This window comes from Pseudomonas sp., from assembly GCF_002796985.1.
GTDB lineage: Bacteria > Pseudomonadota > Gammaproteobacteria > Pseudomonadales > Pseudomonadaceae > Pseudomonas.
On the sequence record NZ_PEKX01000007.1, the window covers coordinates 1 to 22918 of the forward strand.

Annotated in this window: 18 protein-coding genes; 8 read left to right on the plus strand and 10 right to left on the minus strand. The window is 64.0% G+C overall.

What is annotated here, in order from left to right:
• Positions 1 to 190: 190 nt before the first annotated feature.
• Positions 191 to 418 (plus strand): hypothetical protein, encoded by a 228-nt coding sequence (locus CTR55_RS05585; protein ID WP_296284882.1) that lies wholly within the window; start codon positions 191 to 193, stop codon positions 416 to 418.
• Between the two features lie 147 nt (positions 419 to 565).
• On the opposite strand, the gene CTR55_RS27370 is transcribed toward CTR55_RS05585, so the two are convergent.
• Positions 566 to 1432: an AraC family transcriptional regulator ligand-binding domain-containing protein gene (locus CTR55_RS27370; protein ID WP_363710584.1), complete on the minus strand. Its 867-nt coding sequence runs from the start codon at positions 1430 to 1432 to the stop codon at positions 566 to 568.
• 276 nt (positions 1433 to 1708) lie between these two features.
• Between CTR55_RS27370 and CTR55_RS05590 the strand changes: the two genes are divergently transcribed.
• A complete protein-coding gene (locus tag CTR55_RS05590; RefSeq protein ID WP_296284884.1) occupies positions 1709 to 2140 on the plus strand; it encodes an IS3 family transposase in 432 nt (143 codons plus the stop codon).
• 307 nt (positions 2141 to 2447) lie between these two features.
• On the opposite strand, the gene CTR55_RS05595 is transcribed toward CTR55_RS05590, so the two are convergent.
• The 3 genes from CTR55_RS05595 to CTR55_RS05605 form a co-directional block, all read right to left on the minus strand.
• Positions 2448 to 3371 carry an MBL fold metallo-hydrolase gene (locus CTR55_RS05595; RefSeq protein WP_296284885.1) on the minus strand — a complete coding sequence of 308 codons (924 nt, stop codon included), beginning with the start codon at positions 3369 to 3371 and terminating at the stop codon, positions 2448 to 2450.
• Positions 3372 to 3452: 81 nt separating this feature from the next.
• Complete coding sequence (locus tag CTR55_RS05600; protein WP_296284886.1) at positions 3453 to 4655, minus strand: NAD(P)/FAD-dependent oxidoreductase; 1203 nt, start codon at positions 4653 to 4655, stop codon at positions 3453 to 3455.
• Between the two features lie 246 nt (positions 4656 to 4901).
• Entirely contained in the window at positions 4902 to 5276 is a 375-nt protein-coding gene (locus CTR55_RS05605; protein ID WP_296284887.1) for a response regulator, read from the minus strand.
• Between the two features lie 343 nt (positions 5277 to 5619).
• Here CTR55_RS05605 and CTR55_RS05610 point away from each other — a divergent pair, with 343 nt between their 5' ends.
• Positions 5620 to 6555, plus strand: coding sequence for a LysR family transcriptional regulator (locus tag CTR55_RS05610; protein ID WP_296284889.1), 936 nt, complete (start codon positions 5620 to 5622; stop codon positions 6553 to 6555).
• 5 nt (positions 6556 to 6560) lie between these two features.
• Here CTR55_RS05610 and CTR55_RS05615 read toward each other — a convergent pair whose 3' ends face one another.
• Positions 6561 to 7580: a helix-turn-helix domain-containing protein gene (locus tag CTR55_RS05615; protein WP_296284893.1), complete on the minus strand. Its 1020-nt coding sequence runs from the start codon at positions 7578 to 7580 to the stop codon at positions 6561 to 6563.
• Between the two features lie 266 nt (positions 7581 to 7846).
• Between CTR55_RS05615 and CTR55_RS05620 the strand changes: the two genes are divergently transcribed.
• From CTR55_RS05620 to CTR55_RS05635, 4 genes are all read left to right on the plus strand, one after another.
• The gene (locus CTR55_RS05620) at positions 7847 to 8518 is read left to right on the plus strand and encodes a response regulator transcription factor (RefSeq protein ID WP_296284894.1); all 672 of its coding nucleotides are present in this window, start codon (positions 7847 to 7849) and stop codon (positions 8516 to 8518) included.
• A gap of 79 nt (positions 8519 to 8597) precedes the next feature.
• Positions 8598 to 14093 (plus strand): AAA family ATPase, encoded by a 5496-nt coding sequence (locus CTR55_RS05625; protein WP_296284896.1) that lies wholly within the window; start codon positions 8598 to 8600, stop codon positions 14091 to 14093.
• Positions 14094 to 14163: 70 nt separating this feature from the next.
• Positions 14164 to 14586 carry a MerR family transcriptional regulator gene (locus CTR55_RS05630; RefSeq protein ID WP_296284898.1) on the plus strand — a complete coding sequence of 141 codons (423 nt, stop codon included), beginning with the start codon at positions 14164 to 14166 and terminating at the stop codon, positions 14584 to 14586.
• Complete coding sequence (locus tag CTR55_RS05635) at positions 14586 to 15335, plus strand: glucose 1-dehydrogenase (RefSeq protein WP_296284901.1); 750 nt, start codon at positions 14586 to 14588, stop codon at positions 15333 to 15335. The genes CTR55_RS05630 and CTR55_RS05635 overlap by 1 nt, the downstream gene beginning before the upstream one ends.
• Positions 15336 to 15386: 51 nt before the next feature.
• On the opposite strand, the gene CTR55_RS05640 is transcribed toward CTR55_RS05635, so the two are convergent.
• From CTR55_RS05640 to nadC, 5 genes are all read right to left on the minus strand, one after another.
• Positions 15387 to 16364: an alpha/beta hydrolase gene (locus tag CTR55_RS05640; protein WP_296284902.1), complete on the minus strand. Its 978-nt coding sequence runs from the start codon at positions 16362 to 16364 to the stop codon at positions 15387 to 15389.
• Between the two features lie 470 nt (positions 16365 to 16834).
• A complete protein-coding gene (locus tag CTR55_RS05645; RefSeq protein ID WP_152220525.1) occupies positions 16835 to 17110 on the minus strand; it encodes a helix-turn-helix domain-containing protein in 276 nt (91 codons plus the stop codon).
• Between the two features lie 207 nt (positions 17111 to 17317).
• Positions 17318 to 18025 carry an Arm DNA-binding domain-containing protein gene (locus tag CTR55_RS05650; protein ID WP_296284906.1) on the minus strand — a complete coding sequence of 236 codons (708 nt, stop codon included), beginning with the start codon at positions 18023 to 18025 and terminating at the stop codon, positions 17318 to 17320.
• 274 nt (positions 18026 to 18299) lie between these two features.
• Positions 18300 to 19316 (minus strand): UDP-glucose 4-epimerase GalE, encoded by a 1017-nt coding sequence (galE, locus tag CTR55_RS05655; protein WP_296284907.1) that lies wholly within the window; start codon positions 19314 to 19316, stop codon positions 18300 to 18302.
• 108 nt (positions 19317 to 19424) lie between these two features.
• Entirely contained in the window at positions 19425 to 20273 is an 849-nt protein-coding gene (gene nadC / locus CTR55_RS05660) for a carboxylating nicotinate-nucleotide diphosphorylase (protein ID WP_296284909.1), read from the minus strand.
• A 278-nt stretch (positions 20274 to 20551) separates the two neighbouring features.
• On the opposite strand from nadC, the gene CTR55_RS05665 reads away from it, so the two are divergent.
• Positions 20552 to 22843, plus strand: a complete 2292-nt coding sequence (locus tag CTR55_RS05665; protein WP_296284911.1) for a DUF1631 domain-containing protein — start codon at positions 20552 to 20554, stop codon at positions 22841 to 22843.
• The last annotated feature ends 75 nt before the right edge of the window (positions 22844 to 22918 follow it).

Consider the following 22918-nt stretch of genomic DNA (forward strand, 5'->3'; position numbering starts at 1 on the left):
GGCACCTCCTAATGGGTCGTATTATGAGGCACGGAGGTGTCTACGAAACTAGGGTCGATTCACTGTTGATAAGTGGAAAGTATCGCCTCTGTTCGAATCGATTCCGAGATTGCGTTTCGTGCATTGCCGGCTTTTCATCCTAAAATCAAAGGAAATAGTGTGGGGTCTTGGCATGGAGAGGAGAGGTTTCATGTTTGTTATTCTTAAGTTTGTTGGAATTATGATGATGATTTCAGGTGTGATTGGTTTTGTATGGGGTGATAAGGTAATTACAAAGTCTGAAGGGTTTGTTGATAGAGCATTTTCTGCACCTAAAGGTTGGATGAAGTATCTAAAGTGGGTGTATGGAGTCGGGCTATTACTTATGGGGATCGGGGTTTTCACTATTGGGGTAACCGAATTTGGGCAGACTATGTAGCCGCTCACTCCAGGAGCCTGGGAAGGCGGAATGTCCGCGCTCCTGAGAGCTTTCGACTCTCATGCATCGGGCCCGGATGTTGGACGGTGGCTACCGACCCATAGCGGACGTCTCAGGAGACAAACAACAGAAATCCACTCCTTCCCGTCAACCTCTCCTCGCGCTAACCAACTGTGCCGAGAACTGGCTGCGAAACTCCGCTGGTGAGACGCCAAACCATCGCTGATGCGCTCTGCAGAAGGAGCCAGTGCGCCGATAGCCAAGCGCGCTGGCAATCTCGCTAGTTCCTAAGTTCGTGTGCTGGAGCATATGGAGCGCTTGGCTGCGACGCACATTGTCCAACAGTTGCTCGAAGTCGGTTTGCTCATCAGTGAGTCGCCGCTGTAGCGTTCGAGGGTTCATGTCTAGAGCCTGTGAAACGAGGACAAGTGTCCCTTGATGAAGGGGCATGAGTCTCAGAATGTGGGCTGTGACTAGCTCCTGTACATGCCCTGAACAACTAGTCTGCGATTCAAAGTAGAAGCGCATGATGGAGTGCAGCGTCGGGTCGGCTTCTAAACACGGCTCTCTGAGTATGGTGGGGGGCAGCACCAAGGAGTTGTTCTTCTGCCTAAACAAGGCTGGGCAGCCGAATCGCCTGAAGTAATCGCTACGATCACCATGTGGGCCATGACGAAACGCGACCTGCCCCGGATGGAACGGTCGTCCAAGCAGCTTTCCTATCAGCCCGGTCACGCGAAGCATCCAGATTTCAGTGGCCGAGCTGTCATCCTGCGAGGAGCTGGCACAATCAAAGTGCAGTAGGACATGTGAAGAGTGGCGCTCTAGGCGGCAATGAATCGTCGTTACACAGACGCTCATGTAGCGAACGAGTGAGACAAGAGCATCGTCAACATTTGCTGCTGACGAGACCAGATAACGCAATACCCCAAACTGAGCGATGTCGAAATCTGCTTGAACGGAGGTACGAAGCGGAGTTTGGCAATGCTGGTGCTTTTCCAATGATGTACGCATGAGTCAGGCCTGGAGCAGTCCGAGGATGCGATCCTTCGGAGGTAGTTGACGGGGCTACCTCAAGGCTAGACCACAGATTCCTTCAGCTACTCACCAATTCGAACCTGCTCCACTCAGTCGTCCGCTATTGGCCGATTACTGCCCCTGGCGAGGCGCAGCTACCGACCCAAAGCGGACGGATCAGTGGGCGGAGAACGCCGGTGTCCCTTCGCAAGCTCCGCGCCACAGAGCTCAATCACCTGGCTGCATAGTTCGCTGGCTGCTTGCCGCATTGACGTGCTGCCCGTCATAGCTCAAACCAGGCTTCTTGTCGGAGAAAGACACCAGCCCCACCGCATGCAGCAGGCTTTGGTACACGCCGCGCTGGAGATGGCCGTTACACGTCGACAGCCGAAAGGAGAAGTGCTGCTGCACTCGGATCGTGGCAGCCAATACTGCGCGTACGACTACCAGGCCTTGCTTCGGCGGCATCGCATCGTGCCCAGCCACTCGCGGCGGGGAAACTGTTGGGATAACGCCGCGATGGAGGGTTTCTTCCGTTCGCTGAAGGCCGAGCGGGTGTACCTGACGCGCTACGCCAGCTACCAAGAGGCGAAAACCGACCTGTTCGACTACATCCGCTTCTACAATCACCGCCGTCGCCACTCGACGTTGGGCTACCTCAGTCCGATGGAGTTTGAGCGGCAAAATGCGAGCAATAGCTCTTAACTACCTGTCCACCAGTTCCGGGACAGACCACTGTGAGGTATTTGGGTATTGAGGTCGATGACGCTCTGGAGATGGCGGAGCAGACTGAGGTTTGACTATGTTCCCCCTTTTAGTGCCGAGTTACAGGCCGGAGCCTTTTGGGGAGCTACCGGCGAAAGCCTAAACTCTTCCTTCGGAACACTTGCCTGCACCTGAAGGTGCACCTCTACTACTAACCAGTTACTGACATTGAAAATCAAAACCCTGTCCCGCTGGGTGCTTGAAAGGCACCCAGCGGGACAGGGGTAGCAACACTTTACTTTTGGTATTAGTAGTCCCAGAACCCTGCGATCCACCGGAAGGCATCACCATCAATGGCTACGCGGCCAACCGAAGGGAAGGGCAGGTGGGTGGCGACGAACAGCTCGCCGCTGGCTGCCGCTTCGCGCAGCAGTCGCACACGCACGTGGACCGATTCTTCAGGGTCGTGCTCGAAGCCGTTGTGCCATTCCGGATGGTCGAAAGCCACCGGGAATAGCGCGTCGCCGGCGAAGGTCAGGCGCTCGCCGGCGGAATCGACGTAGACGATGCAATGGCCGGGGGTGTGGCCGCCGGTGAGCTTCGCCACCACGCCCGACGCTATCTGGAGCTCGTCCTCGAAGATGTGCAGGCGGCTCTCATAGTGGGCCATGAACTCGTTGGCGGTGCGCCGCAGGACGTCCGGTACCGGCTGCGGCATCTCGGTCAGGCTGAAGTCCGGGATCTTCCAGAAATCGACTTCGGTGGCCGTGACGTGGATGCGCACCTCAGGGCTCAGGCCGTTCTTCACGGTGTCGGTGAGCAGCCCGCCGATGTGGTCCATGTGCATGTGGGTGATCACGATATCGGTGATCGACGACAGCTCGATGCCGGCATCCTTCAGGCGCTTGGGGAACTGCCCGGCGCGGGGGAAACCGGGGAACTGGTTGCCTAGGCCAGCGTCGACCAGGATGGTCTGCTCGCCGCTGCGCACCACCAGCACGTTCAGTGCCCAGTCGAACATATCCGGGCCCAGGTACATTTCCTTGAACCACGCGGCGCGCTCTTCCGGGGTGGCGTTGGTCGACATGGTTTCGGTCGGCAGCGGCAGCACGCCGTCGCTGACCACCAGCACGTCGATCTCGCCCACGCGCAGGGCGTAGCGCGAAGGCACCAGTTCCTGGGCCGGGGTGGTGGCATCGGGCTGGGCGAAGGTATTCAGCTGCATGGTCATGGTGGTTCTCCTGTTGCTTGTTAGGACGAGTCCATCAGGCGAATGGCACTCCCGCGGGGCAAGGGAGTGCCGGGGAGGCGGTCAGGCCACCGGGATCAGCGGGTCGGCAGCGGCCAGGGCGGCGCGGCGGTCGGCGGCCGGCGGGTAGATCCAGACGGTGTTGATCTGCGTCTTGAGCTCCTTGGCCTCGGCCTTCACCAGCTTCAGCTGGCGGTCCCAGCCTTCGGTGTACACGGCGCCCCAGGCGCCGAGGTCGAGGCAGGTGACGTACTTGGGCTGGCGGTACTGGGTCTGGGCGACGCCCAGCAGGTCGGCGGCGGCGTTGTTGCCGGCATGGCGTCCGAGGCTGATGGCGTGCTGGCAGGACATCGCGGCGAAGTTGCCGATGTCGTCGGTGGCGGCGTAGGCGACGTCACCGGCAGCGAAGACGTTCTGCAGTCCGCGCACCTTGAGGTTGCCGTCCACGTGCAGGCGGCCCTGACCGTCACGCTGGGCAGTCAGCTGTTCGGTCAGCGGGCTGGCGCGGAAACCCACGGTCCAGATCACCGTGTGGCTCTCGATGTGGCGGCCGTCGGCGAGGGTGACGCCGTTGGCGTCCACGGAGGCGACCGTGGCGCCGGTGATCCATTCGATGCCCAGGCTGTCGGAGGCCTCGATGATCGACGGGCGAATGCCGTCGCCCATCACCGCGCCGATGCGCTCGCCACGGTCGACGATGACCACGCGGACGTCCTGGTCCTCACCCAGCGCCGCACGCAGGCGGGCTGGCATTTCCGTGCCGGTCTCGATACCGGTGAAGCCGCCGCCGGCGATCACCACGGTGTTGCGTGCGCGGCTGGCCGGCTGGTTGCGCAGCGACATCAGGTGGCTTTCAAGGTGCGCCGCCGATTCGATCTGGTCGACGTCGAAGGCATGTTCCTTCAGGCCCGGCACCGGCGGGCGGGACAGTTGGCTGCCGCTGGCCAGCACCAGGCGGTCGTAGCTCAGTTCGCCAGCGCGGCCGGTTTCGTCGCGGTAGCCAACCTTGCGGGTCTGCTCGTTGATGCTCTCGGCGGTACCCTTGACGAAGCGCACGCCCACGGCCTCGAACAGCTCGGTCAGCGGAGCGAACATGCTGTGCACATCGGGCTCGTAGAAGCGCGGGCGGATGCGCAGTTCGGCCTGCGGCGCCAGCAGGGTGATCTCCACATCGTTGCGGTCGTGCATGTCCAGCAGGCGGGCGGCGCTCAGTGCGCTCCACAGTCCACCGAAGCCCGCGCCAATAACCAGAAGTTGCTGTTTCATCATGTGCTCCTGACTCGAATGGATGAATAACCTTGAATATCTTTATTCAAGTTCGGCGTGACGCTGACTGGCTGCTGCGAAGTGCGGTCCGCGTTGTTCTTTGTCCAGTCGTCCGCTGTGAATCCATGCTAGGGAAGAGAACTTTCAGGCGCACTTCTACATCAGTGTGCGGGAATTACGCATCCGTTGAAGAGAACTATACGAAGGTATCGGGCAAGGGGGTATGCAGAAACTTGGCGAGGGTGTTCAGGACGTCTGGAGCAGGGCGGTCTCGATGCAGTTCAGCAATTGTTCGGCTTCGAACGGCTTGGGCAGGCAAGCGATCACCCCGGGCATGTCCGCACTGATGCGCGGCCGCTCGCCAGGGTAGGCCGTGACGAAAATCACCGGGATATGCAGGCCCCGTGCGCGCAGGGCTTCGTACAGCTCCACACCGCTCATGCCGGGCATCTGGATGTCGGAGATCAGGCAGCGGGCCTGTACCGGACCGTCGGAGTCGAGGAACTCGCGGGCCCCGCCATAGGTGCGCGCCAGGTAGCCGGTGGCGCGCAGCAGGCCTTCCAGCGCGGTGCGAAGGGATTCATCGTCGTCGACAACTGCAATGACTGCCTTATTGCGCATTAGTTTCTTTTGCATCCTGTGGGGGCACTTATGGCGGCGCCTGGTGTACTTGAAAGATACGCCGTCGAACCCGTCGTAGAAGTATACCTAGGTATAGGTGGGCAAGCCCTAAGTATGGGAATCCTGGCCGGCAGTCCCAGGCGAATGATATTCGCGGCAAGAAGTTCGCCGGAACAATACCCAGGTATAAGTTCGAGCGGCCAATGGATGGCGGTATTGAACTCATGTACAACAGACCCGAGAAGTTTGCCTGAATAATCTGGAAGCACATCGCAGGCCTGGAGAAGTCAACGGGCGCAGCGACAGGCTGTTCGAATCCAACTTCACCAGGCGGGCGAACGAGATGAACAGAAATGACCTGCGGCATGCCGATATCAACTTGCTGGTTGTCTTCGAAACCATGATGCGCGAGCGCAATGTTACCCGGGCGGGCGAACGCCTGTTCCTTTGCCAGACCACCATCAGCAGTGCGCTGGGTCGGTTGCGGACGATGTTCGACGACCCGCTGTTCATCCGCACCGGGCGGGTGATGGAACCCACCGCACGGGCCGAGGAAATCCATGTGCGACTGGGGCCCGCGCTCGAAGGTATCGCCGTGGCGCTGAGTTGTGCGCGGGAGTTCGACCCGCGCACCAGCGAGGAGACCTTCCACGTCGGGCTCTGTGACGAAGTGGAGTACGCACTGCTGCCCCGACTGATGCAGCAGCTGCGCAAGGAGGCACCGAACATCACCTTGGTGGTGCGCCGGGTGGACCCGTGGCAGCTGCCGCAACTGTTGGTCGCCGGGGACATCTCGTTGGGGATCGGCCAGGCGCAGGAGCTGCCGGCCAGTGCCCATTGCCGCAGCCTGCGCCCGGTGCAGCCGATGCTGCTGCGCGCCGACTCGGTGGCGGGGCCGGTGAGCCTCGACGAGTTCTGCCGGCGCCCGCATGTAGCGGTATCGGCGCTGGGCAAGGTCACTGATGACGTCGACCGCGCGCTGGCGCGCCACGACCGGCAGCGCCGGGTGCTGCTGGCGGTGCCGCAGTTCAGCGCGTTGCCGGCGCTGCTGGCCGGCAGCGACCTGCTGGCCATCGTGCCCGACTACGTGGCCCAGGCAATGGCGCGGGTGGAAGGTCTGCGCGCGGAGTACGCGCCGCTGCCCTTGTCGAGCCCGGACCTGTCCATGGCCTGGCGTGGCACCAGCCATGCCGACCCGCGCGAACGCTGGCTGCGCGCCTGCTTCGCCCGTCACCTGGAGCAGCAACCGGAACGTTCGCGGGCGCTGGCCGTGGCCTGAGCAGGTCAGCCTTCGCGGGAGAAGCGGCTGCGGTAATCGCGAGGGGAAATCGACAGGTGGCGCTGGAAGGTCGTGCGCAAACGCTCTTCATCGGCGAAGCCGCAGACACTGGCGATCTGCCCGATGTTGCGCGGTGAACTCTCCAGCAGGCGTTTTGCCGCTTCCAGGCGGAACAGTTCGATCGCCTTGGCCGGCGTGCGGCCGGTGCGCTCTTTATAGACACGGGAGAAGTTGCGCAGGCTCATCTTTGCCTGCTCGGCGAGATGCTCCACCGTCAGCTCCGGGTCACCCAGATTCTCCGCCAGCCAGCGGTGCAGGTCGTCGAAGGCTGGGCTGTCCTGGGTCTGCAACTGCAACAGGGTACTGTATTGCGCCTGGCCGCCGGGGCGCTTGAGGTACACCACCAGTTCGCGGGCCGCCTGCATGCTCACCTCGCGGCCGCAGTCGGCTTCCACCAGCGCCAGCGCCAGGTCGATGCCGGCGGTAACGCCCGCGGAAGTCCAGATCGCACCCTGCTGGATGAAGATCGCATCGGTATCTACTTGCAGCGCGGGGAAGCGCAATTGCAGGGTGTCGCACAGGGCCCAGTGGGTAGCGGTGCGACAACCGTCGAGCAGCCCGGCCTTGGCCAGCAGGAAAGCGCCGCTGCATACCGAGGCGACCCGGCACACGCTGGGCGCCGCCTGGTTCAGCCAGGCCGCCAGCTCGCCGTGGCTGTCGAGGGTTTCGCCAATGTCCGGGGCGCCGGGTACCACCAGGGTGTCGACCGCTGCGAGATCGAGCCCGGCCAATGGACGGGTGTCCACCGAGAGTCCCTCCGCGGTCCTCACCAGCCCGCCGTCCAGACTCGCCGTGAGCAGTTGGTAGCCGGGCAGCCCGCGCTGCGACAGCGCCTTGCTGGCGGCCCAGAACACGGTCTGGGCGCCGCTGAGGTCGAGCAGGCCCATCTGCGGGTAAGCGATGAAGGCGACGACTCGCGGTGCGGCGGCGGGTAGCGGATGTGCGGGAGCGGAAGCGCTGGCCATCGGGGTTCTGCCTGTTCGAGCGGCCTGGTGAAATTGGCGCGGTATCAAGCGCCGCAGGTATGGCCGATATTCAGGGATTTTTGGCCTGGCAGCGGTTCGCACCGCCAGGCTAGCCTTGCTCGCGGCACTCCATCGCCATGGCGAGCGCCTGGGCCACCGGCCGGGCCTGCACGACCATCGGGCTGGCATTTTGCCGCGGGGCTCATCATGGACTAGATTTTTTGACCTGCACACCGCGAGTGTCGCGGTCCCGCTAAGGAGGCAAGATGACCTCGTGGTCGCATTCCAACCCGCCACCAGGCCCACAGGGCTCGAAGGAACCGGTGGTCTATGTGGTCGATGACGACGAGTCCATGCGCCTCGCCCTCGACGGCTTGCTGCGTTCCATCGGTCTGCAGGTGCAGACCTTCGACTCCACTCAGGCCTTTCTTGCCTACGTCAGACGCGACGTGCCCAGCTGCCTGATCCTCGATGTACGCCTGCGCGGCGAAAGCGGCCTGGCGTTCCAGGAGCAGATGGAAAAGAGCGGCGTACACATGCCCATCGTGTTCATGACCGGTCACGGCGACATCGCCATGACGGTCAAGGCGATGAAGGCCGGCGCCGTTGACTTCCTCGCCAAGCCGTTCCGTGACCAGGATATGCTCGATGCGGTAGCCAGCGCGCTGGCCCGCGACGGGGAGCGCTTGCACGCCGAGCGTTCCGGCGCGGCGCTGCGCCAGGCCTTCGACGCACTGACTCTGCGCGAGCGCGAGGTGCTGCGTTTCGTGGTGGCGGGGCTGATGAACAAGCAGATTGCCGCCGAGCTCAACCTCAGCGAAGTGACCGTGAAGGTGCACCGTGGCCAGGTGATGAAGAAGCTCGCCGCACGCTCGGTCGCCGACCTGGTCCGCATGGCCGAAGCACTGGGCGTGGAACCGCTGCAACGGGCGACCTGAGCGCAGCCGCGCGCCTTCGCCGAACAGTCGCTGGCCACCACTTGGAGGGCAGCACAAACCTCCAGATGGTGCCGAGCCGATGGCCAGCAAACAGAAAATCCTGTGGGACGATGGTGAGCGGGTGTTCTGCCGCGCCCGCCAAACGGGGGATGGCGGTGCCAGCGTGTTGCTGGTGCGGCCGGCCGCTGAGCATCCGTTGCCCGCTACGCTGGAGCGGCTGGCCCACGAGTACAGCCTCCGGGATGAATTGCACAGTGCCTGGGCGCTACGCCCACAGGCGCTGCACCGCGAAGGCGGAAAGACCCGTCTGCTGCTCGATGACCCCGGCGGCGAGCCCTTGTCGCGGTTGCTTCGGCAACCGCTGGATACCGAAGCCTGCCTGCGCCTGGCGGTGGATATCGCCGTGGCGCTGCGCCACCTGCACCAGCGAGGGCTGGTGCACAAGGACCTCAAGCCCCATCACATCCAGGTCAATTGCAGCGATGGCCACGCACGCCTGACTGGCTTCGGCCTGGCCTCGCGGTTGCCGCGGGAGCGACAGGCACCCGAACCGCCAGAGACCATCGCCGGCACCCTGGCCTACATGGCGCCGGAGCAGACCGGGCGGATGAACCGCTCCATCGATTCGCGCAGCGACCTCTATGCCTTCGGCGTGGTTCTCTATCAGATGCTTACCGGCACGCTGCCCTTTACCGCCAGCGACCCCATGGAGTGGGTGCATTGCCACATTGCACGCAAGCCGACGCCGCCCGGCGAGCGAGTCGCCAGCGTGCCTCCGATGCTCTCGCAGATCATCCTCAAGTTGCTCGCCAAGACAGCCGAGGAACGCTACCAGAGCGCCGCCGGCGTCGAGCACGATCTGCGCCGCTGTCTGGCCGACTGGCTGCAAGGCCAGCGCATCGAGCCGTTCAACCTGGACGAGCAAGGCACGCCCGACCGCCTGCTGGTGCCCGAGAAACTCTATGGCCGCGAGCGCGAGGTGGAGGTGCTGGTCGAGGCCTTCTCGCGCATCGTCGCCAGCAGCACTCCCGAGCTGGTGTTGGTGTCGGGCTACTCCGGGATCGGCAAGTCCTCGGTGGTCAACGAGCTGCACAAGGTCCTGGTGCCGCCGCGCGGGCTGTTCGCTTCCGGCAAGTTCGACCAGTACAAGCGCGATATTCCCTACTCGACGCTGGTGCAGGCCTTCCAGGGGCTAGTGCGCACGCTGCTGGGCAAGAGCGGCGAAGTGCTCGCCGGCTGGCGCAACGCGCTGCTGGAGGCGCTGGAGCCCAATGCCCGGCTGATGACCGAGCTGATTCCCGAGCTGCGGCTGATCATTGGCGAACCGCCGCCGGTGCCGGACCTGGAACCACAACAGGCGCAACGCCGCTTCCTGCTGGTGTTCCGCCGCTTCATCGGGGTCTTTGCCCGCGCCGATCATCCCCTGGCACTGTTCCTTGACGATTTGCAGTGGCTGGACGCGGCGACCCTCGATCTGCTCGAAGACCTGCTGACCCATTCCGAGTTGCGCCACCTGATGCTGGTGGGTGCCTACCGCGACAACGAGGTGGACGCCAGCCATCCGCTGACGCGCAAGCTCCAGGCCATTCGTCAGGCTGGTGTGCGGATCGACGAGATTCGCCTCGCGCCCCTGGCCCGTGCGCACATCGAGCAACTGATCGCCGAGGCGCTGCGCTGCCCGCCGCCGAGCATCGTGGCGCTGGCCCGGCTGGTGCAGGACAAGACCGCCGGCAACCCGTTCTTCGTCATCCAGTTCCTCCAGGCGCTGGCCGAGGAAGAACTGCTGGCCTACGACCACCAGGCCCGCCGCTGGCGCTGGGAGCCCGAGCGCATCCACGCCAAGGGGTTTACCGACAACGTCGTCGACCTGATGGTCGGCAAGCTCGCGCGGCTGCCGGTGGAGACCCAGCACGCGCTGCAGCAACTGGCCTGCCTGGGCAGCCGGGCGCGGATCGATACCCTGGCGACCGTGCTCGACCTGCCGCCAGCGCGGGTTCAGACGGTGCTCTGGGCGGCGGTGCGCCAGGAGCTGGTGGAACGCCTGGAGGGCGCGTGTGCGTTCGCTCATGACCGTATTCATGAGGCGGCGTATTCGCTGATCGCCGAGGCCACGCGTGCCGAGGCGCACTTGCGCATCGGCCGCCTGCTGGCCGAGCAGACTCCGCTGGACCGTCGCGAAGAGGCCATCTTCGAAATCGTCGGTCAGCTCAATCGTGGCGCCGGGTTGATCTTCGACCGGGCCGAGCGCGAGCAGCTCGCCGAGTACAACCTGCTGGCCGGGCAGCGCGCCAAGGCCTCCAGCGCCTATAGCTCGGCGCTGGCCTACCTGGGCGCTGGTGCCGAGCTGCTCGACGGCGATTGCTGGGGGCGGCGCCACGAGCTGTGCTTCGCCCTGGAGCTCAATCGCGCCGAGTGCGAATTCCTCACGGGCCAGCTTGCGAAGGCTGACGAGCGCCTGAGCGCCTTGACGCCACGCGCCGCTACCACGGTGGAGCAGGCGGCGGTAGCCTGCCTGCAGATGGACGTGTGCCTGATGCAGGATCGCAGCGATAGTGCCGTCGCCGTATGCCTGGCGTATCTGCACGAGGCGGGCATCCACTGGACGGCCCATCCCGATGACGAGCAGGTGCGTGAGGAGTACCAGCAGATCGGGACGCAACTGGGCGAACGCAGCATCGAGCAGCTCATCGATCTGCCGCTGATGACGGACGCCTCCACGCTGGCCACTCTCGATGCCCTCGGCAAGCTGTTCGCCCCGGCCCTGCAGAGCGACGGCAATCTGGCCAGCCTGACCATCTGCAAGGCCGTCAGCCTGAGCCTGGAACACGGCAACTGCGATGCCTCCTGCATGCTCTATGCGAATGTCGGCCTGGTTGCCGGGCGGCGTTTCGGTGACTACGAGGCCGGCTACCGCTTTGGTCGGCTGGGCTGCGAGCTGGTCGACCGGCGAGGCCTGAATCGCTTCGAGGCGCGAACCTACTTGTGTTTCTCGATGTTCGTGGCGCGCTGGATGCGGCCGGTGCGCGAGTGTCGGGAGCTGCTGCGCCGCGCTTTCGTCGCGGCCAACCGGGTCGGCGACCTGCCTTACGCCGCCTATGCCGGCAACGGTCACATCGCCGATGTGTTGTTCCTCGGCGAGCCGCTGGGGCAGGTGCAGGAGGAGGCCGAGCAGGGACTGGCCTACGCGCAGAAGGTGCGCTTCGGCCTGGTGGTGGATTTCATCAGCACGCAACTGGCCTTGATCCGCACGCTTCGTGGGCAGACGCCGGCTTTCGGTTGTTTCGACTCCGAGCAGTTCGACGAGGCACGCTTCGAGGCGCATCTGGCCAGTACGCCGGGCCTGGCGCTGGCTGCGGCCAAGTACTGGGTGCGCAAGCTACAGGCACGCTACCTGGCCGGAAACTACGCCGCGGCCGCACAATGCGTGGCGCAGGCTAAGGCACTGATCTGGGTTGCCGAATCCTTCACCGAGGAAGCCGAATACCACTTCCACGCGGCGCTGACCCTCGCGGCCACGATCGACTCCACCGAGGCCGCAGATCAGCCCGACCAGTTGCAGGCGCTGGCTGCGCACCATGCCCAGTTGCAGGAGTGGGCGCAGCAGTGCGCCGAGTCCTTCGCCTGCCGGGTGGCGCTGGTGGGCGCTGAACATGCCCGCATCGAAGGTCGGCTGGTGGAGGCCGAACTGCTTTACGAAGAGGCCATCCAGCAGGCCCAGGGTGGCGGCTTCGTCAACATCGAGGCGCTGGCCAATGAACTGGCGGGGCGCTTCTACGGCGCCCGTGGCCTGGCCAAGATCGCTCGCGTGTACCTGCAGGATGCCCGTTACGGCTACCTGCGCTGGGGCGCCGACGGCAAGGTCCGGCAGCTCGAAGGGCGCCACCGCTACCTGCGCAACGAAGAGCCGGCGCCGGGACCGACCGCCACCATCGCCACGCCGGTGGAACACCTGGACCTGGCCACGGTTCTCAAGGTGTCCCAGGCCGCTTCGGGCGAGATCGTCCTGGAGAAACTGATCGACATGGTAATGCGCACGGCCATCGAACAGGCCGGTGCCGAGCGCGGCGTGCTGGTCCTCGCCGAAGCGGGCGAGCCGCGCATCGTGGCGCAGGCGACGGTTGGCGACGGCGCGATGCTGTTGTGCAACGAGCCGGTAAGTGCGCTGGCGCTGGCCGAAACGGTGCTCTACCAGGTGCTGCGCACCGGCGAGAGCCTGTGCCTGGAGGACGCCATGGTCGATCCGGCATTCACCACCGATCCCCATGTCCGCCAGCTCGGCGCGCGTTCGATCCTCTGCCTGCCGCTGATGAACCAGGCCAAGCTCACCGGCGCGCTGTACCTGGAGAACAACCTCTCGGCCGGCGTGTTCAGCCCGGCGCGGATAGCCGTGCTGCGGCTGGTGGCCTCGCAGGCGGCGATCTCGCTGGAGAACGCGCGCCTGTATCGCGATGCCGCCGAGCGCGAGGCAAAGATTCGCCGGCTGGTGGACGCCAACATCATTGGCATCATCGTCTGGAGTGCGGGCGGTGAGATAGCCGAAGCCAACGACGCCTTCCTGCGCATGGTCGGCTACGAGCGCGACGACCTGCTTTCCGGCCGCGTGCGCTGGCACGACATGACGCCGCCGGAATCCTTGGCGCTGAGTCAGGCGCATCTCGCCACGGCCATTCGGACCGGGCATGCGCAGCCCTTCGAGAAGGAATACATCCGCAAGGACGGCAGCCGCGTGCCGGTGATCGTCGGCCTGGCCGCCTTCGAGGCCAGCCTGCGGGAAGGGGTGGCCTTCGTCCTCGACCTCACCGAGCGCAAGCAGGCCGAGGAGAGGGTGCGCGAGGGCGAACGGCGCTATCGCGAGGTGCAGACAGAACTGGCCCACGCCAACCGCGTGGCGACCATGGGGCAACTGGCGGCGTCCATCGCCCACGAGGTGAACCAGCCGATTGCCGCCACCGTGACCAATGCCAATGCCGCGCTGCGCTGGCTGGGTGCGCAGCCGCCGGTACTGGGTGAGGTCAACCAGGTGCTGGGGCGCATCATCAAGGACGCTAACCGTGCCGCCGAGGTGCTCGGGCGTATCCGCCAGTTGATCCGCAAGACGCCGCCGCAGAAGCAGCCCGTGGACGTCAGCGCGGCGCTGCGCGAGATGGTCGAATTCACCCGTGGCGAGGCGGCGAAATCCGGTGCGGTGGTGCGCGTCGAACTCGCCGACGGCCTGCCGGAAGTGGAAGGCGACCGGGTCGAGTTGCAGCAGGTGATGCTCAACCTGATCGTCAATGCCCTGGAAGCCATGGGCAGTGTTCCTGCCGGCGAGCGCCACCTGCTGGTCCGCTCCGAGTACCACGAGGGTGGTGTGCGGGTGAGGGTGTGCGACAACGGGCCGGGGTTCGCCGAGAGCAATGCCGATCTGCTCTTCGCGCCGTTCTACACCACCAAGGCCACCGGCATGGGCATGGGTCTGTCGATCTGCCGCTCGATCATCGACAGCCATGGCGGCCGTCTCTGGGCCAGCGCCAACCCGCCCCGTGGCGCGGTGGTGCAGTTCACCCTGCCGGCGTATCCCGCAACGGACGCCTGAAAAAGCGAAAGAGGGGCTTGACCTTGACACTAGCGTCAAGCCCCCAGAGTGCTCGCCATCGGAGGTCAACATGCAAATCGGAGAGCTGGCCTTGCGCGCTGGCGTCAGCACACGTGCGCTTCGCCATTACGAGTCGAAGCAGCTGATCGAGTCGGAGCGGCTGGACAATGGCTATCGCGACTACGCCGCGTCCATGGTGCAGCGCGTGCTCTGGGTTCGCGAGCTGCTCGAGTGCGGTTTCAGCACCCGGCAGATCCACGGCCTGCTGCAGTACCTGGAGGATGAAGAGGACAGCGAAGGTTTCCTCGCCTGCCTGCAGCAGCACCTGGAAAAGCTGGTGGCCCTTGATGCACTCCAGGCTCAACTGGCCGAGCGCCGCGAACGCCTGGCGGAAAAGATCGAGCGCTATCTGCCCTTGCACGAGGGCCTGCTGCGCGCTCCCGATTTGCGACCTCCCAAACGAGCGGATTCACAAGCCACGTTGGAGAGATGATGGGAAAGCTAAGCAACAAGGTCGCCCTGGTCACGGGCGGCAACAGCGGTATTGGCCTGGCCACCGCGCAACGATTCGCCCTGGAAGGCGCCGAGGTGGTCATCACCGGGCGCCGTCGGCAAGTGGTGGAGGAGGCAGTCGGGCTCATCGGTGAAAACGCCGTGGGCATCTGCGCCGACGCTAGCCGGCTGGAGGACCTGGACGCCCTGTACCGGCAGATTGGCGAGCGCTTCGGCCGTCTGGACGTGCTGGTCGCCAACGCTGGCGTCATCCGCCCGGCTCCAGGCGATCAGGTCGATGAGCAACAGTTCGACGAACAGTTCGACATCAACGTCAAAGGCGTCTTCTACACCATCCAGAAAGCGCTGCCGTTGCTGCGTGACGGTGGCGCCATCGTGCTGGTGTCGTCCATCGCCCACCTGAAGGCGCTGGAGGCTCATGTGGTCTACGCGGCGACCAAGGCGGCGGTGCGTTCCTTCGCCCGCAGCTGGGCGGCGGAACTCAAGGGCCGCAACATCCGCGTCAACTGCCTGAGCCCCGGCCCGGTGCTGACTCCGATCATTGGCAAGATGGGCATCGGCGAGGCGCAGTTCGGTGCGTTCGAAAAGCAACTGGCGGGGTTGATTCCGCTGGGCCGCCTCGGCCGCCCGGAAGAGCTGGCGAACGCCGCGCTGTTCCTCGCTTCGGACGACAGCAGCTTCATCACCGGTGTCGACCTGTGCGTCGATGGCGGGCTGTCGCAGCTCTGAACGGAAAAAGGCCCGGCGCGTCATGCGCCGGGCCTTTGTCTTCCAGCGGTTTTAGCCCTTGATGAAGGCCAGCAGGTCCGCGTTGATGGTGTCGGCGTGGGTGGTGCACATGCCATGGGGCAGGCCGGGGTAGGTCTTCAGGGTGCCGTGGCGCAGCAGCTTGATCGAGAGGCGTGCGGAGTCGTCGATGGGGACGATCTGGTCGTCTTCACCGTGCAGCACCAGGGTCGGCACGGCGATCTGCTTCAGGTCATCGGTGAAGTCGGTTTCCGAGAAGGCCGCAATACAGTCGTAATGGGCCTTGGCGCCGCCGTTCATGCCCTGGCGCCACCAGTTGTCGATCACCGCCTCGGAGACCTTGGTGCCTGGACGGTTGAAGCCGTAGAAGGGGCCCGCCGCGACGTCGCGGTAGAAGTTCGCGCGGTTGGCGGCGAGGGCTTCACGGAAACCATCAAAGACCGTCAGCGGCAGACCGCCGGGGTTCTTCTCGGTGCGCAACATGATCGGTGGCACGGCGCCGATCAGCACTGCCTTGGCGACGCGACCGGCGCCATGCTGCGCCACGTAGCGCGCGACTTCGCCGCCACCGGTGGAGTGGCCGATGTGCACCGCATTCTTCAGGTCTAGGTGCGCCGCCAGTTCCGCGAGGTCGGCGGCGTAGGTGTCCATGTCGTTGCCTTGCGCCGTCTGCGAGGAACGCCCATGTCCTCGACGGTCGTGGGCGATCACCCGGTACCCCCTGGCGAGGAAGAACAGCATCTGGTTGTCCCAGTCATCCCCTGAGAGCGGCCAGCCGTGGTGGAATACGATGGGTTGGCCGCTGCCCCAGTCCTTGTAGAACAGCTGGATGCCATCGCGCAGGGTAAGGTAGCCCGAACCCTGGTTCTTGGGACGCGTGCCCGGGGTCGCTGCGGCCTGGGTGCTACCCGATTGGCCCGCCAGGGCAGGCAGTGCAACCGCCAGGGTGGCGGCTGCTACGCCGGCACTCATCAGGGCGCGGCGGGTAGTTCCTTGGGTCTCGTCGGTCATGGTGAAAGCTCTCGTCAGGTTACCGCTCGCGCGGAAAATGGGGCTGGGCCGGCCTGACCCGCGAGCGCTGCGGGAGCGCTGTATGGGCTGGGCACCGGTAGGCAAACCCTATTCGCTGACGGGCCGCACCGACCATCGTCCATGCGTATTGCACATCCATACCTAGGTTTCACGGATGAACACTATATGACTAGAGCTCGTCGGTTTACCGACGTCAGTTTTCGAAGAGTAACCTGCGCCATCATCACGACGCTCCTGTTCATTGATGCGCCAATGGCATCGACAGCGCAGCGCCACGCGTGAAATTCGCCAGCGTTTCGCGCAATGAGCGAAGACCGCCCTGGGAATGAAAATTAAAGATCAGATGCTCCACATGGTGACTGCGCGCCGCATTGCGACGCGTATATCGGCGATGCGCTGGATATCGAGGTGCAGGTTACCTTGCGAGAGGTGGGGGATGGTCTTCTTCATTACGCGCGCACCTCGCCGGTATGGTTGGCGGTGCGGCGCGCGAGGAACTCGGCGAGGTCGCTCAGGCGGTACTTCACCAAGCGGCCAACCTTGAGGAACGGCAGGTTATAGCGGCCTGTCGAGCGCCAGACGGCGAGGGTGGTCGGCTTCACGTCGAGCACGTAGGCGGCCTGTTTGTCGTCGACGCTGACGGGCGGGCTATTCGGATCAAAGCCGAGTTGGGCGGCGATCTCGGCTTTGAGTGCCGCGATCGTGGCGGCGTGCGGGGTGGACATGGGTACGACTCCATCGAGTGTGATTCGGCGGAGTCATGCTCTGAAAAGGCGGGAACTAGAAATATTCCAATCGTTACGAGTATTGGATTTTCGTTACGATTGTCAGATTGGCGCTATTTCTGTGCTCCCGGTTTTTTTGCGTAGTCCGGGGCAACGGGTCTAATCCATCTCCTGACGACGTCAGGGCCGCTTGCCAATTTGCGGTCCTCAGCCTCTTGAAGGTCGCCGTAGACGATTTCTGCCATTTTTCCGATCTTGATTTTCTGATGGGTACGGTAGTTCGGTGGCTTGTGCGAAGCGGTCGCGAGAAGGTGCGGGGTTCTTCTGAACGCGGCTCGCCGGGTTGGTGCCCTCGAACAGCTCAAGGTCTGTGGCAAAGTTGAATACAGAGGAGGCGACGGCCATTGCCTTGTCGGCCTGCGTTGGACTTTTCTTGGTCGCCTTTGCATGAGCGGCCTTCATATCTTGCTTGGTGATGTGTGACAGCTTCCTCGACTTGATCGACTCCAGGTGCAGACGTAGAAGGTCGCGGTAGTCCCTTTTAGTCTTCTCGCCCAGCGGAGTGCCATCGCGCTTTTTCTTCTTCGCGAGGAATTGCTCGAACATCTCGGCAAAGGTCGGTTCCTCCCGAATCGCTCGGCGAGCTGCTGCGGGGTTCGCGCCGGTGGCAAACTCGCCAAGGATCTTTTGAGCCTCGGTGCGTGCCTGTTCGACGGTCATTTCAGGGAAGGTGCCCAGCTTCACCCAAGCAATCGAGGCGCCTGCGCGCTTGATTACGTAAAAGGTGCGGGTGCCGGTTGCGGTGATCCGCATTGCCAGCTTTGGCACTTCGATATCGTAGACGGCCAGGCGCTTGCCAGCCTCGGGTGGGGGCAATGCCAGCAGAGCGGTTTTGGTGAATTTCAGCTTCGCCATGATCCTGCCTCAACTCCTTCCGACAAAAGCCGGGCTAACACCGGGCTAACATGGGCTAACAAATTTGGTCGATTTTCATGTTGGCCCGTAAAGCTAGGATAGGCTCTAAGGTGTTGCTCTGTATAGGTTAGTTAGGGTTTGTAAATGATCGGGTATCCATATGCCCTCCCATTCGTAATGAGAAGGTCGAGGGTTCGATTCCTTTTACCGGCACCAGCTTCAACAAAAAGCCCCGCTTTCGAGCGGGGCTTTTTGTTTTCCGTCAGCGGAAAAATCAGGCGTAGCCGTTGGGGTTCTGGCTCTGCCAGTTCCAGGCGTCGCGGCACATGTCTTCGATGTCGCGGGCGGCGCTCCAGCGCAGTTCTGCGCCCGCCAGGGCCGGGTCGGCGTGGTAGCTGGCGATGTCGCCATCGCGGCGGGGCAGGAACTGGAAGGGGAGTTCGCGGCCGCAGGCCTTTTCGTAGGCGTGGATGATTTCCAGCACGCTGTAGCCACGGCCGGTGCCGATGTTGAAGGTCTTCGCGCCGTTGGCGCCGTCCAGCCAGCGCAGGGCGCTGAGGTGGGCGTTGGCCAGGTCGACGACGTGCAGGTAGTCGCGCACGCCGGTGCCGTCCGGGGTGGGGTAGTCGTTGCCGAACACGCGGATGAAGGGCTGTTTGCCGGTGGCGACCTGGGAGACGTAGGGCATCAGGTTGTTGGGGATGCCGTTGGGGTCTTCGCCGATGCGCCCGCTGGCGTGGGCGCCCACCGGGTTGAAGTAGCGCAGGATGGCCGTGGTCCACTGTGGATCGGCGCGGGCAATGTCGCGCAAGGCGATTTCCGCCATCAGCTTGGACTGGCCGTAGGGGCTGGCCGGGCCGGTTGGGGCGTCTTCGCGGATCGGGCTTTCGGCTGCCAGGCCGTAAACCGTGGCGGAGGAGCTATAGATGAAGCGCTTCACTCCATGGCGTTGCATGACCTGGCAGAGAGTGACGGTGCCGGCGAAGTTGGTCTGGTAGTAGGCGATGGGGTCGGCCACTGACTCGGCGACGGATTTCAGGCCGGCGAGGTGAATGGTGGCGTCGATCTCGTGTTCGCGGAACAGGCGGTCGAGGACGGCTTCGTCGCGGACATCGCCCTCCACGAAGGGGATTGCTTGGCCGGTAAGTTGCTCGATGCGTTGCAGCGGAATGGGCGAGCTGTTGCTGAGGTTGTCGAGGACGACGGGGCGGAAGCCCTGCTCGATCAGTTCCAGGCAGATGTGGGAACCGATGTAGCCACAGCCACCGGTCAGCAGAATCCTTTTTGTCATGATCGCGCTATTGCTCCCTTCGCTGTTCGCCGATTCGTGAGCGCCTGAGTATGTCAGAGGCACATGAATCGGCACTATCAGGGGCAGCGTGAACGCGAGTAGGAAATTTTACAGGCTCAGTCGCATCGACAGGTCCAGCGCCTTGACGTCCTTGGTCAGGGTGCCGATGGAGATGTAGTCGACGCCGGTCTCGGCGATGGTGCGCAGGGTGCTCTCGGTGATGCCGCCCGAGGCCTCCAGCTTGGCGCGGCCGGCGGTCAGGGCGACGGCGGTGCGCATGTCGTCCAGGCTCAGTTCGTCAAGCATGACGATGTCGGCGCCGGCGTCCAGGGCCTGGCGCAGCTCGGCCAGGTCTTCTACCTCGATCTCCACCGGCTTGCCGGGGGCGATGCGCTTGGCCGCTTCGATGGCCTGGGCGATGCCGCCGCAGGCAGCGATGTGGTTTTCCTTGATCAGGAAGGCGTCATACAGGCCGATACGGTGGTTATGGCAGCCGCCGCAGGTAATCGCGTACTTCTGCGCCAACCGCAGGCCGGGCAGGGTCTTGCGGGTGTCGAGCAGCTTGACGCCGGTGCCCTCGACCAGGTCGGCATAGTGGCGGGCACGGCTGGCGGTGCCGGAAAGCAACTGGAGGAAGTTCAGTGCGCTGCGCTCGCCGGTGAGCAGGGCGCGGGCCGGGCCTTCCAGGGTGAACAGGGTCTGGTCGGCGCTGACTTGCTGGCCATCCTGAACCTGCCATTTCACCTGTACGCGCGGGTCGACCTGGCGGAACACCTCGTCGACCCAGGCGGTGCCGGCGAGGGTGGCGTTCTCGCGGGTGATGATGCGGGCGCTGGCGTCGCGCTCGGCGGGGATCAACTGGGCGGTGATGTCGCCGCTGCCAATGTCTTCGGCCAGTGCGGCGCGGACGTTGGCCTGGATTTCCCCGGAAAGCTCGGCGAGGGTGAGGTTCGGCATGGAAGGCTCCTGTTCGCAGTGGCGCGATTATACGGACGACGGCGCCTGGCGTGCAGGGCAGACTTATTTTTGGGTCGTCTTGGGATTTGTCGGACGGACGGCGGTTGGTTCGGTGGGAAATTCTTCAAGAATGCGTGAAATGTCTCTTGGTTGTGTAAGAAGCTTCCCTATAATGACCTTGAAGATTTCCAATTTTTGACGCCACGAATTTGACGTTACGGATGACGCCTCGATGATTGTTGGTGCCGCCAGATGGGTCTGACGGCAGGAGACTTGCGATGCAGAACGACGCGAACGTAGTGCCGCTGAACAAGTCGGCCACGGAACCCTCGCAGACTTCTTTCGCTGGACGCGTTCCGGCGGGGTTGGTCGCTGTCCGCGATAAAGTCGCCGTCCAACTGCGTCATGCCATGCAGGCTCTGTTCGACAACGCTGACGACACCCTGTTCGAGATGGCCGATCGTGCCGGCAACAACGCCGAACAGAGCGCCTACTTCGAAGCCATGCGTGACCTGCGCCTCAAGCGCAAGGGGATCGAGCGCGGCTTTCTGCAGAAGCTCTTCGAGAGCTTCGCCAACCTGAGCCAGTACGACATCGGCCGGGCGTCGGCGCTGGACACGGTTTCCTACGATAACCTCACCCTGGTGCAGAACGACGAGCTGGAAGAGTCCGTCGCCCTCGACGCCATGGTCGCCAAGGTGATGAGTCGCGACGGTGTCGCCCTCACGCACCTCACCACCCGTATCAACACCCTGGTCAGCAAGAAGGTCGAGGACAAGACCAATCCGCTTGGCCCGCGCCTGCTCTGCGAAGACTTCCTCGAGGCCTGCCGTGGCCTGGGCGTGGAGATCAAGGTCAAGCTGATCATCCTCAAGCTCTTCGAGAAATACGTGCTGGCCGATGCCGAGCACCTGTACGCGGAAGCCAACCAGACCCTGATTGCTCTCGGCGTGCTGCCGGAGTTGAAGTCCGTCCCGCTGCGCCGCCCGCCGCAACGCACCGTTTCCAGCCAGGGCGCCGAGCCTGCCGCCAGCGCCGCCGAAGCGGGCGAGCAGAGCGTCGCCGGCCAGTACATGGACGCCGACAGCCAGGCGGCCTTCGCTGCCCTGCGCGACTTGCTCTCGCAGGTTCGCGGCAGCGCCGCTCCAACCCGGCCGATGCCTGCCGATGCGCTGCCGATCTCCAGCAATGACCTGATGCGCCTGCTCTCCCACTTGCAGTCGCACCTGCCGGCACAGAGCATCGACGAAATCGACGTGCGCCAGCACCTGGATCACCTGCTGACCCGCGTCAGCAGCAAGAGCGGCCGCTCCCGCGTGGTTGGCCAGGTGGACGAAGACGTCATCAACCTCGTCTCCATGCTCTTCGAATTCATCCTCGATGACCGCACCCTGCCGGATTCGCTCAAGGCCCTGATCGGCCGCATGCAGATCCCGATGCTCAAGGTCGCGGTTCTCGACAACACCTTCTTCAGCCGTGGCAGCCACCCGGCGCGCCGCCTGCTCAACGAGATCGCCTCCGCCGCCCTGGGCTGGGCCGAGCAATCGGATGGCCAGCGCGATCTGCTGTACCAGAAGATCGAGCAGGTGGTGATGCGCCTGCTGAACGACTTCGTCGATGACCCGGCGATCTTCTCCGAGATGCTCGACGAATTCGTTGCCTTCACCGGTGACGAGCGCCGCCGCAGCGATCTGCTGGAACAGCGCACCCGCGATGCCGAGGAAGGCCGCGCCCGCGCCGAGCTGGCTCGCCAGGACGTAGAGAGTGTACTGAACGGGCGCCTGCTCGGCCGCACCCTGCCCGAAGTCGTGGTGCGCCTGCTGCAGGAAGCCTGGAGCCAGGTCCTGTTGCTCACCTGCCTGAAGCACGGCACGCACTCCACCGAGTGGGAAGCCGCACTGGCGACCATGGACGACCTGATCTGGAGCGTCGAGCCCCACGAAGATCCGGACTCCCGCCTGCGCCTGCTGGAGATGGTGCCGCAGTTGCTCAAGTCGCTGCGCGAAGGCCTGGCTTCGGCCGCCTTCAATCCGTTCTCCACCGGGGAATTCTTCAGCCGTCTGGAAGGGCTGCACGTTCAGGCCTTCCAGCGCTACAAACAGGTCGAGGAAGCGCCGCTGCTCGATCTGGAAGACGACCTGCCGCTGCTGGACGACCCGCTGGATGCGCCGGCCGCCGTTGCGCCTGCGGCTACGCAGCCGGCCATGGTCGCGGTGGTCGAGGAAATCGTCCTGGCCTCGCCTGAGCCAGTCCGTGCGGTGGAGCCTGAGGAGGCCTTCGCCGATGACGACGAATCCCTGCGCAAGGTCGACGACCTGCGTGTCGGCAGTTGGGTGGAAATCCAGGAAGACGAAGAGCACAAGCTGCGCTGCAAGCTGGCGGCAGTAATTCGCCCGAGTGGGCGCTATATCTTCGTCAACCGCACCGGCATGAAGGTGCTGGAGAAGACCCGCATGAGCCTGGCCGTCGAGTTCCGCCGCAACGCCGTGCGCCTGCTCGACGACGCGCTGCTGTTCGACCGCGCCCTGGAGTCGGTGATCGGCAACCTGCGCCGGCTGAAGAACGCCTGAGCCCCGCCGCAACACCCTCGCGAGTTCATTTCCCCGTCCGGCTGCTTTAGAGTGGGGCTTCTGCCAAGGAGCCCC

Excerpts from the sequence above, each read along its gene's own strand:
- CTR55_RS05605 (WP_296284887.1), bottom strand. The coding sequence starts at position 5,276 with ATGCGCAATAAGGCAGTCATTGCAGTTGTCGACGACGATGAATCCCTT.
- CTR55_RS05610 (WP_296284889.1), top strand. The coding sequence starts at position 5,620 with ATGAACAGAAATGACCTGCGGCATGCCGATATCAACTTGCTGGTTGTC.
- CTR55_RS05630 (WP_296284898.1), top strand. The coding sequence starts at position 14,164 with ATGCAAATCGGAGAGCTGGCCTTGCGCGCTGGCGTCAGCACACGTGCG.
- CTR55_RS05645 (WP_152220525.1), bottom strand. The coding sequence starts at position 17,110 with ATGTCCACCCCGCACGCCGCCACGATCGCGGCACTCAAAGCCGAGATC.
- CTR55_RS05650 (WP_296284906.1), bottom strand. The coding sequence starts at position 18,025 with ATGGCGAAGCTGAAATTCACCAAAACCGCTCTGCTGGCATTGCCCCCA.
- CTR55_RS05625 (WP_296284896.1), top strand. The coding sequence starts at position 8,598 with ATGGCCAGCAAACAGAAAATCCTGTGGGACGATGGTGAGCGGGTGTTC.
- CTR55_RS05615 (WP_296284893.1), bottom strand. The coding sequence starts at position 7,580 with ATGGCCAGCGCTTCCGCTCCCGCACATCCGCTACCCGCCGCCGCACCG.
- CTR55_RS05585 (WP_296284882.1), top strand. The coding sequence starts at position 191 with ATGTTTGTTATTCTTAAGTTTGTTGGAATTATGATGATGATTTCAGGT.
- CTR55_RS05665 (WP_296284911.1), top strand. The coding sequence starts at position 20,552 with ATGCAGAACGACGCGAACGTAGTGCCGCTGAACAAGTCGGCCACGGAA.
- nadC (WP_296284909.1), bottom strand. The coding sequence starts at position 20,273 with ATGCCGAACCTCACCCTCGCCGAGCTTTCCGGGGAAATCCAGGCCAAC.
- galE (WP_296284907.1), bottom strand. The coding sequence starts at position 19,316 with ATGACAAAAAGGATTCTGCTGACCGGTGGCTGTGGCTACATCGGTTCC.
- CTR55_RS05620 (WP_296284894.1), top strand. The coding sequence starts at position 7,847 with ATGACCTCGTGGTCGCATTCCAACCCGCCACCAGGCCCACAGGGCTCG.
- CTR55_RS05595 (WP_296284885.1), bottom strand. The coding sequence starts at position 3,371 with ATGACCATGCAGCTGAATACCTTCGCCCAGCCCGATGCCACCACCCCG.
- CTR55_RS27370 (WP_363710584.1), bottom strand. The coding sequence starts at position 1,432 with ATGCGTACATCATTGGAAAAGCACCAGCATTGCCAAACTCCGCTTCGT.
- CTR55_RS05635 (WP_296284901.1), top strand. The coding sequence starts at position 14,586 with ATGGGAAAGCTAAGCAACAAGGTCGCCCTGGTCACGGGCGGCAACAGC.
- CTR55_RS05640 (WP_296284902.1), bottom strand. The coding sequence starts at position 16,364 with ATGACCGACGAGACCCAAGGAACTACCCGCCGCGCCCTGATGAGTGCC.
- CTR55_RS05600 (WP_296284886.1), bottom strand. The coding sequence starts at position 4,655 with ATGAAACAGCAACTTCTGGTTATTGGCGCGGGCTTCGGTGGACTGTGG.